Source organism: Brevibacterium sp. AGC70, assembly GCF_057334195.1.
Genome location: NZ_JBHFIH010000018.1, coordinates 22,848 through 39,370, shown reverse-complemented (window position 1 = coordinate 39,370; position 16,523 = coordinate 22,848). Strand labels below are relative to the sequence as shown.

General features: G+C 63.9%; 11 protein-coding genes and 1 tRNA gene. 6 read left to right on the top strand and 6 right to left on the bottom strand.

Annotated elements, in window-relative coordinates; all coding sequences use genetic code 11:
* Positions 1-54: 54 nt before the first annotated feature.
* The gene (locus ACE03M_RS15485; protein ID WP_485934922.1) at positions 55-726 is read left to right on the top strand and encodes a hypothetical protein; all 672 of its coding nucleotides are present in this window, start codon (positions 55-57) and stop codon (positions 724-726) included.
* Here ACE03M_RS15485 and ACE03M_RS15480 read toward each other — a convergent pair.
* Positions 686-2,380, bottom strand: coding sequence for an amidohydrolase (locus tag ACE03M_RS15480; protein WP_485934920.1), 1,695 nt, complete (start codon positions 2,378-2,380; stop codon positions 686-688). The two genes, ACE03M_RS15485 and ACE03M_RS15480, sit on opposite strands and share 41 nt — an antisense overlap.
* 40 nt (positions 2,381-2,420) lie before the next feature.
* Positions 2,421-3,653, bottom strand: a complete 1,233-nt coding sequence (locus ACE03M_RS15475) for an MFS transporter (RefSeq protein WP_485934918.1) — start codon at positions 3,651-3,653, stop codon at positions 2,421-2,423.
* A 129-nt stretch (positions 3,654-3,782) separates the two neighbouring features.
* Here ACE03M_RS15475 and ACE03M_RS15470 point away from each other — a divergent pair, with 129 nt between their 5' ends.
* Positions 3,783-4,385: a TetR/AcrR family transcriptional regulator gene (locus ACE03M_RS15470; protein ID WP_143922684.1), complete on the top strand. Its 603-nt coding sequence runs from the start codon at positions 3,783-3,785 to the stop codon at positions 4,383-4,385.
* A 70-nt stretch (positions 4,386-4,455) separates the two neighbouring features.
* On the opposite strand, the gene selD is transcribed toward ACE03M_RS15470, so the two are convergent.
* The 4 genes from selD to ACE03M_RS15450 all read right to left on the bottom strand — a co-directional run bounded on the left by selD (position 4,456) and on the right by ACE03M_RS15450 (position 11,356).
* On the bottom strand, positions 4,456-5,442 hold the full coding sequence (gene selD, locus ACE03M_RS15465) for a selenide, water dikinase SelD (protein ID WP_485934917.1): 987 nt from the start codon (positions 5,440-5,442) through the stop codon (positions 4,456-4,458).
* A gap of 96 nt (positions 5,443-5,538) precedes the next feature.
* Positions 5,539-9,462 carry a phosphodiester glycosidase family protein gene (locus ACE03M_RS15460; RefSeq protein WP_485934916.1) on the bottom strand — a complete coding sequence of 1,308 codons (3,924 nt, stop codon included), beginning with the start codon at positions 9,460-9,462 and terminating at the stop codon, positions 5,539-5,541.
* Positions 9,463-9,587: 125 nt separating this feature from the next.
* Positions 9,588-10,178 carry a class I SAM-dependent methyltransferase gene (locus ACE03M_RS15455; protein ID WP_485934914.1) on the bottom strand — a complete coding sequence of 197 codons (591 nt, stop codon included), beginning with the start codon at positions 10,176-10,178 and terminating at the stop codon, positions 9,588-9,590.
* Positions 10,179-10,189: 11 nt separating this feature from the next.
* Positions 10,190-11,356, bottom strand: a complete 1,167-nt coding sequence (locus tag ACE03M_RS15450) for an alpha/beta hydrolase (protein ID WP_485934913.1) — start codon at positions 11,354-11,356, stop codon at positions 10,190-10,192.
* 255 nt (positions 11,357-11,611) lie between these two features.
* Between ACE03M_RS15450 and ACE03M_RS15445 the strand changes: the two genes are divergently transcribed.
* From ACE03M_RS15445 to selB, 4 genes are all read left to right on the top strand, one after another.
* Positions 11,612-12,805 (top strand): trans-sulfuration enzyme family protein, encoded by a 1,194-nt coding sequence (locus ACE03M_RS15445; protein WP_485934912.1) that lies wholly within the window; start codon positions 11,612-11,614, stop codon positions 12,803-12,805.
* Between the two features lie 181 nt (positions 12,806-12,986).
* Positions 12,987-13,078: transfer RNA gene (locus ACE03M_RS15440), tRNA-Sec, on the top strand.
* 81 nt (positions 13,079-13,159) lie between these two features.
* On the top strand, positions 13,160-14,578 hold the full coding sequence (gene selA / locus ACE03M_RS15435; RefSeq protein WP_485935347.1) for an L-seryl-tRNA(Sec) selenium transferase: 1,419 nt from the start codon (positions 13,160-13,162) through the stop codon (positions 14,576-14,578).
* 1 nt (position 14,579) lies between these two features.
* On the top strand, positions 14,580-16,391 hold the full coding sequence (selB, locus tag ACE03M_RS15430) for a selenocysteine-specific translation elongation factor (RefSeq protein ID WP_485934911.1): 1,812 nt from the start codon (positions 14,580-14,582) through the stop codon (positions 16,389-16,391).
* Positions 16,392-16,523: the final 132 nt, after the last annotated feature.

Genomic DNA, 16,523 nt, shown 5'->3' with positions numbered 1-16,523 from the left:
TCTGTCGGCCTGATCTCCTGCACATCTGTCGTAGTCTGGACCCATGAGGCGCTTATGGACGACATGACGGGCAGTGATGAGCCCCCGCGGCAGGCGCAGTCCACGGCGGAGTCCTCACTGAGTTTCCCTGCAGGGTCGTCGAAAGCAGAGAGGGTTCAGGCGCGCCTGGATTTCATCGAGGACAACGGTCGGCTCGTCATCGGTCAGGCATCTGCCGGTGCACACATCGGGCGTCTCATCGGCAGTGTGGTTCTGGGGCTGCTGGGATTGATGGTCCTGGTATTGGGAGCGGATGGATTCGTTGCCCTGTGTGGCTTCGTGGTCGTGGTCCTCTTCGGCTTGGTCTTCCCGGCGCTCATCGTCCGACGTCGACAACAGGATTATCGTCTTGAGCTCACGGCGGAGAGCCTCGAACTCGTCCGCAGCGGAGCGGGGGGAGAGGAGACCGTGCACCACGCGACGTGGTCGGTGGTCGACAGCGTGACGACAGCGAGCTTCGGCAATAGTCCGGAGTCTCCGTCATTCCCTTCCGTCAACGTCGCGTTCGCCTCGGGATCGGGCAGACGGGCGAAACATCGCGCGCCCTTCAGGCGCGAAGTCCTCGGTGAGAAGATCGTCCTCAACCAGCCTCTGGAAGTCGGCCGGTGGGAGCTGATCGATCTTCTCACCGCCGCTCACCAACGGTTCAGACCGAAGCCCGACAGTGCGCCGGAAGACCCTGACTGAGTTCCGAAGAGCGGTGCCCAGACGAGTCCGCATCCGACCACGCCAACTCGCCGTCGACAATTGTGGATCGGACCCGTGCGTGGAGCAGACGGCCGCTGTCATTGGAGAAGGGGTCGACATCAAGAATGACCAGATTCGCGCGTCCACCGGGGACAAGCTCTCCGATCCCGTCGTCGAAGCCGCCTGCTCGGGCGGGACCGAGCGTCAATGAACTCATGGCCTGTGCAGCAGTGAATGCCCGTTCGGGATGATAAGTCTCAGGGCCCGGGCTGAGTGCTGAACGCGCAGTCAGTGCGATGAAGAGGTTGTGAGCCGCCTGATGAGGGGCCGTCGGTGCATCGGTGCCGAGAGCGATTCTCACACCGGCCGCCCGGAATTTGTGCCACGGGAATCCGCTTTCCGCGCGTTCGTCGCCAAGCATTGCCTTCCAGTTCGGCATGATCGCCGGGTCACAGTGCACCGGCTGCAGCGAAGCAAAGACGCCGGAGGCCGCCATGCGCGCGATGGTCTCCTCGGTCACCGATTCAAGGTGTTCGATGCGGGGAGCCCTGATCCTCGGTCCATTCGCACGAACGCATTCCGCGACGAGGTTGAGCGCTATTTCGCTGGCGTGATCACCGATCGCATGCATGGCGAGATCGAAACCGTATGAATCCGCTGCAACGGCGACCGGGGCGGCCGATTCGAAGGACCAGATCGGCTCGGCGTGGCTTCCATCGGCAAAGGGCTCCCGCATTGCAGCAGTGCAGGCATCGATCACCCCGTCCAGAATAAATTTGACTCCGACGATTCGGAACCATTCGGACCCGGACGCTGCGGCTATCTGGTCTCGTATCTCCGCGGCCCGCCTGACGGATTCGAGGTCTCGTTCCGGATCTCCTGAGGGTCTGAGAAGCCAATAGCCTGTGACAGGAAAGGGCAGACGTCCGTCTCGATCGATCCGGCGGCGGAATGTGGCGGTCTCCGCTTCGCCCAACGCCATGTCGCTGGCTGCGGTGACTCCGTACTCAAGGTAAGCGCTGAAGGCGCTGTCGAGAAACCGATCCCGATCGTCATCGGTTGTCACAGCTTCGAGATAGGTCCACGCATGTTCGATCGCTGCGTTCTCCAGCAGAAGACCGGTGGGCATTCCATCCGAGTCGCGGACGATCTCTCCACCGGGCGGATTCGGTGTCTGGGGACCGATGCCCATCGCCTCCAACGCAGCGGTGTTCACCCAGGACGAGTGAACATCATTGGAGTCGAGCAGCACTGGAATGTCAGAGATCACCTCGTCGATCATGGCTGCTGTGGGCTGGCCGCCGGGAATGGCGTCGAACATCCATCCGGAACCGAGGATGCAGCGCGCATCGGGCTGTTCCAGACGTCTGTGGGCGAGCCGTTCGTGTATCTCGCCAAGGTCTGCGCACTCACGCAGCTGAACCTTGTCGAGTGTCTGACCGAGCATCAGCATGTGCGTGTGCGCTTCGACGAAGCCTGGTGCGACGAGGCATCCCTCGAGGTCGATCTCCTGCGCTGTGTCGCCGGCGATGCTGCGTACGGCTGCCCGGTCACCGACAGCGAGTACTCTGCCCGATTCGACAGCCATCGCCTGCTGGATCGAGGAGTGTTCTCCGCCGGTGAAGACTGCTGCGTTAGTGAAGACTGTGGTCATGGCGTCCTTCTGAATTGGAGGTGGTGTCGATGAGTCTCGATCAGCGTGTGGGGCTCTCTTCGCCGAGGTGGTTGAGCGTGCGTTCGACACCGGTCGAGACTCGAGCGATGAGAACCGTCGGAATGATGAGTACGAAGTTGACGATGCCCATGGCGACTCCGAAGGCGGATATTCCTACGCTGTCGATGATCCAGGCACCGATGACCGGAGCGAAGCTCGAGCCGACGATATAGGCGCCGATCAGGGGGCCCGACCAGTACCCACGGGCATCGAGTCCGGCCGCAGTGGCCAGGAACAGGACGAAGGCGAAAGCATAGATCGTGTTGACGACGATGATGAGTATTGCCAGAGTCTGCGGATCGTCTGTCAGGCCGATCCAGATCTTCGTCGCACCGCCGAGGAGGAGCGCGATCCCCAAAGGCACGGCCCGCCCGATTCTCCGGCCGCCGAGGGTGACGATGAGCATAGCGCCAGCTCCTACGCCTGCCGCCGCGCTGAGGGTGAAACCAAGGCTCTGCTCGCTCAACCCCACAGCTTCTCCCAGGACGGGGGCGAGGGTCCATACCGCATCCTCGCTCGTCCCCCAGAGCGGAAAGACGATGAGTACCCCGATACCTGCGAGAAGCACTTTCCTGGGTGCTCTCGTCGGTTCTGCGGCACTCTCGGCGACAAGGTCCATGGTCGAGAACTCAGGGGTGCTGGGAAGCCAGACAGTGACAGCGAGACTGAGCAGGGACAGCAGGGTGAGTGCCCCGAACAACGTGATCTGTGCGAGACCAAGCAAGGGGATGACGGCAAGAACCACCATGACGAGCAGGCGATTGACGACTCCGCTCGTGGCACTGACTCGGTTCGGATTCTTCAGCGCCGCAATTGCCGCACCCGATGTTGAGATCGCAGTGCCGACACCCACAGAACCGATGATGAAGCTGGTGACGATCAAGGCCGGATGTGCGACGATCGCCGCGCATCCGAACCCGACGGCTGCGACTATGAGCCCGACGGCAGCGATGGTGCGACGATGCGCTCCGGCCGCGGCGCGGGAGGTGCCGAGACCGACGACTGCCGAAGCGAAGAGCCCCCAGGTGAGGATGTTGCCCGACGTGACAACATCGAATCCGACTTGTTCGAACACCGACATGATCAGTGGTGCGAGGTTGGCCATCATGAGGCCGACGAGCGAAACCAGGAACACCGCACTGCCGTTCCTGATGCGCAGGGAGACGCGTGGATCGTCGGCGGTCGGCGCTTGGGAGGTAGGAGCAGAAGTCATCGGGTGGCCTCTCTGCCAGTTGATGATGGTATTCGGTTAAACGAAAAGTTTTCGGTTAAATGGAATACTGCACGGACTGCGAGAGAATGTCAATCAGATCACACTGCCCTCCGAGAGGAAGACCACACCATGGCCCGACCGGTATCACCGCTTCTCAATCGGAAGAAGATCGCGCACGCGGCGATCGAAATGATCGATGCAGGGCATGAACTCAAGATTCAGCCACTCGCCAAGAAGCTCGGGGTCAGTCTCTCCTCGCTCTACCATCATGTAGACGGCCGAGATGGAATAGTCCACGCGATGCGTGAGGTTCTCAGCAGCGAATATGAGTTCACGCCGCCCAGCGATCCGACATGGAAAGCCGCCCTGCGAGCGGGCGTGAGCACATTGTGGAGGCTGTACTCCGATCATCCACGAGTGATGATCCATCTACTTGGGGTCACGATTCATGAGCCCGAAACACTGCGGCTCTACGAGTCTCTTGTTGCGCAGCTGCGGCAAGCCGGGCTTCCCGAGGAAGAAATCCTCACGACTCTGGAAGTGCTTGACGCATTCGCATTCGGAGTTGCTCTCGATGCCCTCTCGCCGGCGAAGATCTTCGCCCCGGAGGGCCCGGAGTCTCCGATGGCAGATCTGTTGCAAGGTCATCCAACGGGTCGTGAACGCAATGAGCGGCTCTACGAGCGGGGGCTCGACATCATCATCGCGGGAATCGAATCACGGGTGCCGTAGACGCCTGGGCAGGTCGCGAAGCGTCTCACATCGCGTGGTGGTAGCCACAAGAACAGGCTGACTGGTCGCCTCACCGCACGTGGACACCGGACCCGACGACGATCTCACCGATGATCGGCTGTCCCGGGATCTCGCCGACGACGAGCAGTCCGCCAGAGGTCTGCGCGTCGGCGAGGAGGAGCAGGTCATCCTCGCTCACTGAGTCGTCGGCGGTGAGGTTGGGACGCACCCAGTCGAGGTTCCGGCGAGTTCCGCCGGAGATATACCCGTGAGCGATCGACTCATCGACTCCGCCGAGGCGGGGGACCGCAGCCGCGTCGATGACCGCTCCGACGTCCGATGCACGACACATCTTGAACAGGTGGCCGAGCAGCCCGAATCCGGTGACATCGGTGGCCGCGCGCACACCAGCAGCAACCGCCGCCTGCGCAGCGTCGCGGTTGAGCTCGGTCATCGTCGCGATGGCCTCGGCGAAGTATTCGCCGGTTTGTTTATGTCGGTTGTTGAGGATGCCGACTCCGATGGGTTTGGTCAGGGTCAACGGCAGGCCGGCCTGCGCGGCATCATTGCGCATGAGCTCATCGGGGTGGGCGATGCCGGTCACGGCCATGCCGTACTTCGGCTCAGGATCGTCGATCGAATGCCCACCGGCGACGGGACACTTCGCCTGCGCGGCGACGTCGAGACCGCCGCGAAGAACTTCGGTGAGCAGTTCCATCGGCAGCTTCTCGCGCGGCCAGCCGACGAGGTTGATCGCCGTGATCGGCGTCCCGCCCATCGCGTAGATATCGGACAGGGCGTTCGCCGCCGCTATCCGACCCCAGTCGTAGGCATCGTCGACGACAGGGGTGAAGAAGTCGGCTGTCGAGAGCACCGCGAGGTCGTCGCGGACCCGGACTGCAGAGGCATCGTCACCGTCGTCGAGGCCGACGAGGACATCGGCACCGGGCTGGCCGGTCAGGCCCTTGACCGCCTCTTCGAGCTCGCCGGGCGGGATCTTGCAGGCGCAGCCTCCGCCGTGAGCGAATGATGTCAGACGTTCCTGGGTGGCAGTCATACCGCGAGACTAACACCGAGGTGGAACCGCTGCGACAGGTGCTCATTCAACCACGATCGGGCGCCGCCTGATCGCCGAGGCAGCGCCAACGATGCATCAGTGGCGGATCCCCGACCGGCCGCCGAGGCGGCCACGGGCGAACCTCGCAATGATGAGTCCGCCGATGACCAGCAGAGCGCCCACAGCGGCTGTCAGCAGCACCGGTCCGCCGGTCCTCGGCAGATCTCCGCCTCCATCGGACGAGCCGTCCCTGTTGCCGGAGTCATCGGAGCCATTGTCGGATGAGTTGCTGTCATCCGTGCCGCTAGCAGACACTTCAGAGTCCGAGCCGTCCGCACTGCCCGAACCGTTCGCCTCGTCACCGCCGTCCTCCGACGTGTCCGACGCAGCCGATGTGCCGTCATCTGACCCTGCCCAAGCCCCGTCGTCGTTCGAACCGTCATCCGAGGTTGCCGAAGCCTCGTCGTCGTTCGAATTGTCAGACGAGGCATTCGTGCCGTCCTCATCGGCGCCGGCGTCCTCATCACCCTCATCATCGCCTGGTCCGGGAGGCGGTCCGTCTCCGGCGACCTCGACCGTGGTCTTCGCGGTCTTGCCGTTGACAGTCACCTCCACGACCGCGGTGCCGGGGTTCTCGGCGGTGATCTCTCCAGTGGCCGGATTGATCCGGATCACTTCGGAGGCTGCCTCGGGTGCCGAGGATCCAGCCGCCTCGGCGTGAATCTTCGCCCCAGTCGCCTTCTGCATATCCACCTCGGCACCGGCATCGATGACGACACCGTCTCCGCCCCACTGTGCCGTTGCCGGCCAGCCGACGGGCACTGTGCGCTCACCCTGGGTGAACGTCGCGGAGATATCAGCTGACTGTCCGGCCACCATCGATGCCGGTGCATCGACTGAGATGGAGTCCACCTGCGGCCTCGTCTCTGCGGCCAGCCAACCCACGCGGTCGGCGGTGCTCGGATTGGCTCCGACCTCACCCACGCCGGGGTCGATGCCGAGCATCGTCCATCCGGTGAATCCGCCGGTGGCAGGCGTGCCCGCCGGATTCTTCCCTGAGTTGCCGTTGATGAGGTACGAGACTCCTTCGACGGCAGCCCCATGGAAGACTCCGACGTGGCCGTTGATCACCGCGGCAGACTTTCCGCTGCTCTCCCGGAATTCTCCGAGCTTCTTCTCCAACTCCCCGGCTTCACGACGGTCGCCGAGCTGGCTCGTCTTCGACGGCAGCGGATCCTGCGGAGGATGGTGGAAGAACACGGTGATGCCGGTGAGATGATCACTCTCATCCACCTCGGCGAGGGCATCCTCAAGTGCACGAAGCTGCTCGCTGTCGCTGCCGTGCAGGGACCCGGCCGAGGAATTCAAGGTGAGCACCTTCGTGCGTCCGAGGGTCCTCGCAGTCGTCGGCGATCCGAACGCGGATTCGAAGTTCTCGATCTCGCCGCCCATGATCTCGTGGTTGCCGGGGACGTAGACGTAGGGGATGTCCTCGGTCCACTCGTCGGCGATGATCGACTCGGCGAGCTCGAAGTCGGCAGGTGAGGCCTCGTCGACGAAATCGCCGTTGATGACGAGAAGATCCGGGTCGGCCTTGCGGATCTCACGCAAGGTCCGCCGCGCGCCCTCGACCGATTCTGAGTCGGGATCCGTGGCGACGAACTGGGCATCGCTCATCACGGCAACCTGCTGGGGTCGGCCCGCGACGGAGCCGGTGCTCAGCAGGGCCGGATCGTGGATCGCCTGCGTCTTCGGGTCATCGGTCTGCGGGGTGGAGACCGCGCGCAGGTCGGCGATCGAGATCTCGCCCATGTACTTCTCGGCCGATCGAGTCTCCATGAAGCGGATCCGCTCGAGGGTCAGTGGCTGTGAGAGGCCGGCGGGCACGGTGAAGCGCACCTTCTGCCAGCCGTCGAAGGTGAGATGGTCCCCGTCGATGTTCGTCGTCGTCCCGTCGGCGGTCTGCACCTGCAGTCGGGGCCAGGCACCGGAACCATCACCGCGGATCATCATCTCGAAGGCCAGGGTGTTACCCTCGATCGGCACCGGTTCCTTCGGGACGAGGTAGTAGCCTCTGGTCGCCGAGGAGGTGGTGAAGTCATAGGAGAGGTTGATGCTCGGCTTGCCGTCATTGGTGGGTTCTCCTGCCGTGAAGGAGCCTGTCGCGCGGTCCGAGGCGTCGGTGAACCCGGAGAGGTCGGAGAAGTCGAGCACCTCGGTGGATTCCGTGCCGACGGTCACAGGGATGGTCGTCGTGGCCTCGCCCACGGTGAGTGCGACTGATCCCGTGGGCGAATCACCTTCGGCGGTGACGACGAGGCCGCCCGTTCCGTCGTCCGCAGTCGAGAGCCCCTCCGAGGTCTCGACATCGATGTCCCGTGGCTCGATGAGCGCGCGCCGGCCCTCAGAATCGAAGCCGTGGACGCGCACCTTCTCGCTCGCTCCAGTCTTCTCGAGGTTGATCGCGCGAGTGCTCGGCTGGAGACCGATAGCCTCACCCAGCACCCGCAGCTCCTGCCGCGCAGTGTGACCGCCGACTTGGTAGGAGATCTGTCCGGTCCCTGTCGAGTCGCCGGTCACACGAGCGGTGTCCTCATTCCCGTCGGCGAGCGAGACGCCACCTTCGGCAGAGAAGGAACCTGAGGCGGCGATCGGTTCGAGGTTTGCGCCCAGAGCCGTGCCTGTGAGACTGCGGTGCAGCCCCTTGAACACGGAGTCCTCGTCTTCGATGACGGGCTCGATCTGCGCGTCGTTGATGGTCTGTGCCGGCGCATCGGAGTAGAACACGAGGGCATTGCCGACCGATCGTTCCTCTCCATCGGAGGGGTCATTCTGCAGCGCGGGCGTATCTGCTCCGGCTTCGCGTGCCAGCATCGTCGTCGAACCGCCGCCATCGAGGTTGATGGCGTTGTGAGCGCCGATGTCGGAGAAGAACTCGCCCATATCGTCGAGGCTCATTCCACCCGATGATTCGCTGCGACCGTCGATCGTGGTCACGAACAGTTCGGATCCATCTTTGCTGATGCCTACGGCTGTGCGTGGATGCGCGGTGGTCACCAAGCTGTCCTTGCCCATATCGGGGACTTCGCCGTCCTTGAGGACTTGGTGGCTTCCCCCGATGCCCAGGTCGACGTCCTCGCTGGGACCGATCTCGATCTCCACCTCGTCGCCGACCTCGAGCTCAGACAGGGTCTTCGCTCCCGAGTCACGTCCGAGGAGGACCTGGCCGTTCTCGGGAACGTCCGGGTCCCCGGGCTCGTCGATCATCCCGGAGGACTTCGTGACGGCGCCATCGACGACGGTGACCCGCGCGACCTCCTCTGCCATCGCATCGGGTCCGCCGACGGGCCGGTTGAGGGAGTAGTCACCCCAGGCCTCGTTGTAGACGCCGATCGCATCGCTGGACAGGTTCGGATTGTTCAGCCCTCCGAGGTCTGTCTCCTCCCCGTCGGCGGTCATTGTGCCCGCCGCCGAGAGCATCGTCACGGCGGCCTTCTTGTCGGCGAGGGTGAACGCCGGTTTGGGAGTCTGAGAGCCGATCCGCATTCCGTTCCTGCTCACCGAGGTGTAGATGGGGGCATAGGAGTGGTTGATATCGAAGAACGTACCGTTGACCGCTGCGACTGCCTTCGCACCGTTCTTGCCTCCCTTCATGATCTCGCTCGTGGTGTCGTGGCCGGCGACCGTGCCGGTGTCGCGGACGTCGAGGGACAGGGAGTCAGTGGTGAGGTCGGCGGTGAGAACGTTTCCGTTGTTCCAGCCGCCGTCCTCAAGACGCGAGAAGTCCGTGACCTCGAGGCCCGGTGCGACCCGCTTCGTCTCGGAGGAGCGGAGGACCGACCCGTCTTTGCCCAGATCCTCATCGCTGGGCGGGGCAGCGCTCGCCGGCACCGAGGTGGCCAGGAGTCCGCCCGGACCCATCGTCCCGGGAGCGAGGAGTGCAGCGATCACCGCGAGAACGAGAACGAATGACCTGGTGAAAGCGGCATTACTCGACGAAAGCAGGGTGCGTGAAGGCATGGGGTCTTTCTGGAAAGACAGCGGGGAGACCCGGCTAGCCTAAGGCGACCATGACAACACCTGAGCAAACCCTGAGTGAACTCGGTCAGAAGAGTGAAAGCGGGGAGTGAAGGGCGCGCCGTCAGTCAATCGACCGTGTCTGCTGCCACCACAGCGAGGTCCCGGTGCTGCCAGGTCACTCGAGTGGAGAATCCCGCCGCGTTCAGCCATTCCAGCTGGTCAGCGAGCGAGCTCGGCACATCAATGATTCCGTCGATGGGCGTGACCACATCTGCCGGATCGGCTGGGACGATGAGATCGGCCAGGACGAACCGGCCGCCGGCGACGAGGACCCGTGCGATCCGTGAGAACAGATCGGCCTTCCCTTCTCCCTCGAGGTGATGCACCGCAAGCGTCGACATGACGAGGTCGAAGGGACCTTCCGGCAGCGAATCCTCCAGCCGCCCGAGGCTCAGCGTGCTGCGGTTCGGCTCGAGTACCTGCGCGGCACCGGCCAGCATCTCCTCACTTTCGTCGATGCCGTGGATGTGTGTCTGTGGCAGTGCCTCGGCGACCCGCCTGGCCGTCAGCCCGCTGCCCACGCCGAGGTCGAGGATTGTGCGCGGATCCGCCTCGGCGACGGCTGCGGCAAGTTCGGTCTGCAGTTGCCGGTAGTCGGGGATCTCCTCTGCCATGATGTCGAGGTAGGTGTCGGGATCCCAGGTGAAATCCGACATGATGTGTCCTTTCATCGTGATGAATCGGTCAGTTCAGCGACATCGCCGATGGGACGCAGGAACGCGACGACCCCCTCGACCACCGCGGCATTGCGCCAGGAATGCAGAGCGTCGAATGAGTGCTGGGCACCGGGCAGTTCGACATACCAGGTCGCGTTCGATGATCCCGCGCGCACATGCTCGTGGAGCTCTCGAGCCTCTTCGACCGGAACCCAGGAATCGTGGTCGCCGTGGGCGATGAACATCGGTGGTGCATTCGAGGGGTCGAGAGCCAAGGGCGTCGACGGTTGGCTCTCGTCCTCGCCCCGACCGAAGTACCGGCCGATCCACGGGTACAGGCACACGGCAGCAGCGATTCGGGGAACCGCCTCGGCGTCGGCTGGCTCTGGGCGCGATTTCGCGTCATGAGGAGGGGAATGAGGCTCCGGGGGAGTGAGGACTGTCAACGCGGTCATGTGCGCACCGGCGGAGCTGCCGGCCATGACGATACTCGAGACGTCTCCGCCGTGGATGCCGGCGTTGCTGTGAGCCCACTGGAGTACCGAGCGCGCATCGGCGAGGTGCTCATCGAGTCCTGCCTCCGGACGCAGGCGATAGTTCGCGCTGATGCACGCCCATCCTTGGGCTGCCAAGCGATGCAGCAGGACCCGTCCTTCGTTCCGATTGGTCCCCGACGAATAGCCACCGCCGTGGAAATAGACGAGAACGGGACCAGTGAGATCGCCGTTCCTGTGCCGATAGACGTCGAGACGTTGTTTGGGGTGCTCGCCGTAGGACAGACCGCCGATTCGTCTGACGTTCCCGGGCCGGAGAGGTACGGGAAAGACGAGTGGCCGCAGCCAGAGTCGAACACCGCCACCGCTCATCTCAGCCCCGTGACCGGCCGCAGCCGCGTTGACCACCGCGTGGGCGCCGATCGACCGCCTGGTCAGTTCGAGCAGGCCCACAAACTCGAGTGCGGCGATGACGAGAGGTATGATGCCGCCGGTTCCCTGCAGATCTCCCTCGACCAGGGCCAGCGCAGTGGACAGCACGAGGAGGAGTGCAGCCAGATGCGGGATTTCGTTGATGACCACGCTGACATAGAAAGCGAGGATTCCGAGCCGTGTGGCCCTGATCAGGGCAGTGAATGTGCATACCCCGATGATGATAATGGTGATGATATAGCCGATCGGCATGGATGTCTCCCTCGACATCGGATGACCTCAGTGCGTCTCCGAAATCAGCTTAGCACTGCCCATACGCGCAGATCCGGGCGACAGGGTCCTCACCTGGCGCGGTAGGATCGGAGACGATTGGAGTCCCCAGTGGGTGGTCGTTCAATCACTTCCGACGATGGAGGTGACCCTGACTTCCCTCATTGACACACTACTGGTCCGTAGAAATCGCTGAATCGCCTTTCGCGAATTTTCGTACCCCAGCAGGGAAGAAGAATGAAGCAGATCCGACCACAATTCGAATTGTCTACTACTGCCGTATCCCAGGGGCGACGCTTCGCCGGTTCCGGACCAAGGCCGATCGTGGATGCGATCTATACATCGGTGAATTTCGATCTTGACGACGATGACTATCGTGACATCCAAGAAACCGGAGGTGAGAGATCGTGGTATTACAGCCGAAATCGAAACCCGACTGTCGAATCAGTCGAAGAGAAGATCGCTGCCCTCGAAGGGGCTGAGAGCGCGGTTCTGTTCTCCTCGGGCATGGCTGCAATCACCACGACATTGTTGTCATTGGTCCCGCCAGGGGGAACCCTGGTTGCTGCCGAAGAACTCTACGGAGAGACATCGGCATTCTTGCGCCAGCAGTTTTCTGACTTCGGGCGCACAGTCCGCTTTGTGGCCGTGGATGACTTGGCCGAGTGGAAACGCCAGCTCGCCGACTCGCCTTCCCTCATCTTTGTCGAGTCTCTGTCGAATCCGATGCTGCGCCTGGCGAACCTCACCGCGCTGGCCTCACTCGCGCACGATGTGGGAGCGAAAGCTGTCGTAGACGCAACCTTCACCCCACCGCCGATGCTCAAGCCCTTGGAGCATGGCTTCGACGTTGTGCTGCATTCGGCAACCAAATACCTCAACGGGCACTCAGATGTCACCGCGGGTGTGGCCTCCGGAAAAAAGGAGACGATCGATCTTGTTCGTCAGTCTTCAGTGGTCTTTGGAAGCACTCTTCTTCCGCAGGGAGCCGCTCTGCTGGACCGTGGTTTGAAGACCCTGGTCATCAGAACCGAGCGAGCATGTTTGAATGCGGAGATCATCGCTGACTATCTCGAATCCAAATCTGGAGTGGAGGCTGTTACACATCCCACGATCGGCTCTTATGCCGATAGGGACCTCGCTGATGAGCTGGGACTGAAGGGCGCAGCCATCGTCACTTTCCGTGTCAGCGGCGGCGACGATCGCGCTTCACGGCTGATTGCCGATCTCAGGGTCATTCACGAAGCTTCAAGCTTGGGGAGTGTCGAATCGCTTGCATGCCTGCCGAGTAGGACCTCACATTCGGCTGTGTCGGAAGGACAACGTCAGCAACTCGGAATTCTGCCAGGCACCATCCGCCTGTCTGTGGGAATCGAAGACTCGTCCGACCTCCTGGAAGATCTGGAAGCGGCCCTTCAGATCACGTCATGAAGGACCATCGCTGTCTCGATGATCTCCGTCTCGCAACAGCGGCTGTGAGTGGCCGTGGCACGTTCATCCATGCTCAAGAGATACGGGACTGGAGAAGGGCAGGCGCCGCTGACAGCGGACGGTGCGTGCGTCTCCTGGTGTGAAGGGCAGGATCCCCACCCGGCACGGTAGGATTCCTCGTGGAGGCGTCCGAGTCCTGGTGGGCTCCCCGGTCTTCAAAACCGGTGAGACCGAGTATCTCGGTCTGGCGGGTTCGATTCCCGTCCGCCTCCGCCCCCAGCATCGTCGACGCACCTGCAGCCTCGGAGTTCGCGTCCGCAGCAGGGACCGAGCGCAGTGAAGGAGAACGCAGTCTTGGCCGACACGGATCCGCGCCGCCGCATCCCGCGCACCGATCATCTCCTCGCCCTCCCAGAGGTCACCACCGCAGGTGAGAGACTGAGCCAGTCGACGATCAGGGCGATCATCTTCGAAGCTCAGGCCGCCGCTCGCGCCGGTGAGATCCCCGCCGCCGAGGTGGTCCCCACCGTCATCGAACACCTGAGTTCCCGTTCGGTATCCTCTCTGACCCCGGTGCTCAACGCCACCGGAATCATCGTCCACACCAACCTCGGCCGCGCCCCACTGTCTGCCTCAGCCCGGCGAGCCGTGGCCGATGCGACCGGCTATGTCGACGTGGAGATGGATCTGGACTCCGGTAAGCGCAGCAAGCGAGGGACTGGCGCGAAGCGGGCGCTTCTGCGTGCCTGCCCGGGGGCCGAGGACGCACTGGTCGTCAACAACGGTGCGGCTGCGCTGCTGCTCGCCGTCACTGCGCTGCGCGGCGACGAAGCGACAGGAAATGACGGTTCGGCCGGTGCGATCGACGCGAAGGTGGCAGGCGAGATCATCGTCAGTCGTGGGGAACTCATCGAGATCGGTGCTGGCTTCCGCCTGCCCGATCTCATGACGACGACCGGTTCCCGGATCCGGGAAGTCGGCATGACGAACCGCACCCATCTCGACGACTACGCCCGGGCCATCAACAATCAGACTGCGAGTCTGCTCAAGGTCCACACGAGCAATTTCCGAGTCGAAGGCTTCACCGCCTCCGTCGAGATCGCTGCGCTGCGTGAACTCGCCGACGAACATGAGCTCCCACTCATCGCCGATCTGGGCAGCGGACTCTTCGAACCCGACCCCTACCTGCCCGACGAACCCGACATCGCCGGTGCGCTCGCCGCCGGAGCCGATGTCGTCATCGTCAGCGGCGACAAACTCCTCGGCGGCCCGCAGGCCGGACTCATCCTCGGCCGCAGCGACGCCGTGCAGCGCATCGCGACGCACCCCTTGGCCAGGGCGATGCGCACCGACAAACTCACGCTGGCGGCGATCGAGGCCACGGTCGCGAACACAGAGAATCCGGTCCGTCAGGCCCTGCACATCGACGTCGATCGGCTCAGGAAACGCGCCGAACGCCTGGCCGGCCTCGTCTCCGGAACCGTTGTCGCCCACGACGGGCGCGTCGGCGGCGGGGGAGCCCCCGGTGTTCCCCTTCCCGGATGGGCCGTCGAACTGCCCGAGGAGCTCGCCCGCCCGCTGCGCCTCGGCGACCCGGCAGTCGTCGCCCGAGTGCACCAGGGACGATGTCTCATCGACCTGCGCTGCGTTCCCGAAGTCGATGACGATCGAATCGGCGAGGCCGTGAACCGGGCTCGTGCGAACACGCGGAGCCGCCTCGGCGACGATGGTGTGGGTTCCAGCGATGATCCGGACTTCACGAACCATGCCTGAGATGTACGTTCTCGCAACCGCTGGCCACGTCGATCACGGGAAGTCAACCCTGGTCAACGCCCTGACCGGCATGGAACCGGACCGGTGGGCAGAGGAGAGGAAGCGGGGTCTGACGATCGACCTCGGCTTCGCCTGGACGACTCTGCCGTCCGGGAGGGAACTTGCCTTCGTCGACGTTCCCGGGCATGAGAAGTTCCTCGCGAACATGCTCGCAGGCGTCGGCCCGGCTCCAATCGTGTGTCTCGTCGTCGCAGCTGACAAGGGGTGGCAGGCCCAGTCGAGTGACCACCGGGACGCGATTACCGCGCTGGGCATCACCCGCAGCCTCGTCGTCATCACCCGTGCGGACCTCGCCCCCGAGTCGGTCGCAGCGACAGAGGCCCAGATCAGAGCCGAACTTCGGGGCACACCGCTGGCCGATGCTCCCGTGCTTCCGGTCTCGGCAACCAGCGGGGACGGCATGGACGCGCTCATCACAACGTTGGACAAGGTCACCGCCGAAGCGCCGGCCCCTGACGTGGAGGCCCGACTGCGGCTATGGGTCGACCGTGCCTTCACGATCAAGGGCGCCGGCACCGTGGTCACCGGCACGCTCACAGCCGGAACCCTGCGCACCGGTGATCGTCTGCGCCTCGTCGGGGAGACCTCGGACGAGGCGACGACCGTCCGTGGTCTGCAGAGTCGGAACTCCTCCGCCGAGGTGATCGCCCCCAGCACCCGCGTCGCCGTGAATCTGCGCGAGGTCGCGGCCGATGACATCCACCGCGGTGACGCTCTCATCAACGACGATGCTTGGCCGATCGTCGAAAACATCGACGTTCGCCGAACCATGGGCCAGCCACTCGACGAGGGCGTGCACGGACTCATGCTCCACATCGGAACCGCCGCGGTCCCGGTGCACATGAGGCCGTTCGACGGCGACCACGCCCGCCTCACACTCGAGCGTCCGCTGCCGCTGCAGGTCACGGACCGGATCGTGCTGCGCAGCCCCGGCAGCCGCAACGTCTTCGCGGGAGTCATCATCGTCGACGTCGACCCGCCGGAACTGAGCCGCAGAGGTGCTGGCACCAGGCGAGCTCGTGAGTTGACCGATCGTCCGGAGACCGGAGACATCCTCGCCGAGGTGGCCCGCCGGGGAGCCGTCGAACGGGCCAGATTGGTCCGCTTCGGACTGACGCTTCCCGACGGCGTCGAGGGCGTTGAAGAGATCGCCGGAGGATGGCTCGTCCACAGGCCGACACTCGAGAAGTGGGTCGAGGACGCCGGGACCATCGTGAAGGCGAAGCTTGCGGCAGAGCCTCTGGCTGCTGGTGTACCCGAAAAAGCACTGGCCGAACAGCTGCGCCGGGTCGACCCTCCATTGCCTGACGGCGGCGGTCAGGAACTCGTCGCTGCCATCGCCTCTCGCGCCGGCCTCGATACGGTCAAGGGCATGGTCCGCCCGCCCGGGCACACCGCCGATCTGGGTCCGGCGGAGGCAGGCGTCGCCGAGGTGGAACGACGCTTGGCGGCCAATCCCTTCGCGGCTCCCGAGGCCGATGACCTGCGAGAGCTCCGACTGGGAGTGCGGGAGCTTGCAGTCGCCGAGTCCGCGGGACGGCTCCTGCGCCTCGGTGACGGTGTGGTTGTGTCACCACGGACGCCGGCACAGGCGATGCGACTGCTTGCGGGACTGGACCAGCCGTTCACGACAAGTGCGGCCAGGAAGGCTCTGGGTACCACGCGACGCGTCGTCATTCCCCTGCTCGAACACCTCGACGGTCGCGGTTGGACCCGCCGTATCGACAACACATCACGCGAGGTTGTGAGGTAGACGGACGCGCGCCTGAATGGAGCCTGACCCGCACCTTCGAGTGGCCCGATGGGCGGGCCGAGACCCGGGTCACGGATGCGTGCGGGCGCCCCGCGGTGCCGCAGAGCATCCAGCGAATTCTGAGCTGATGCT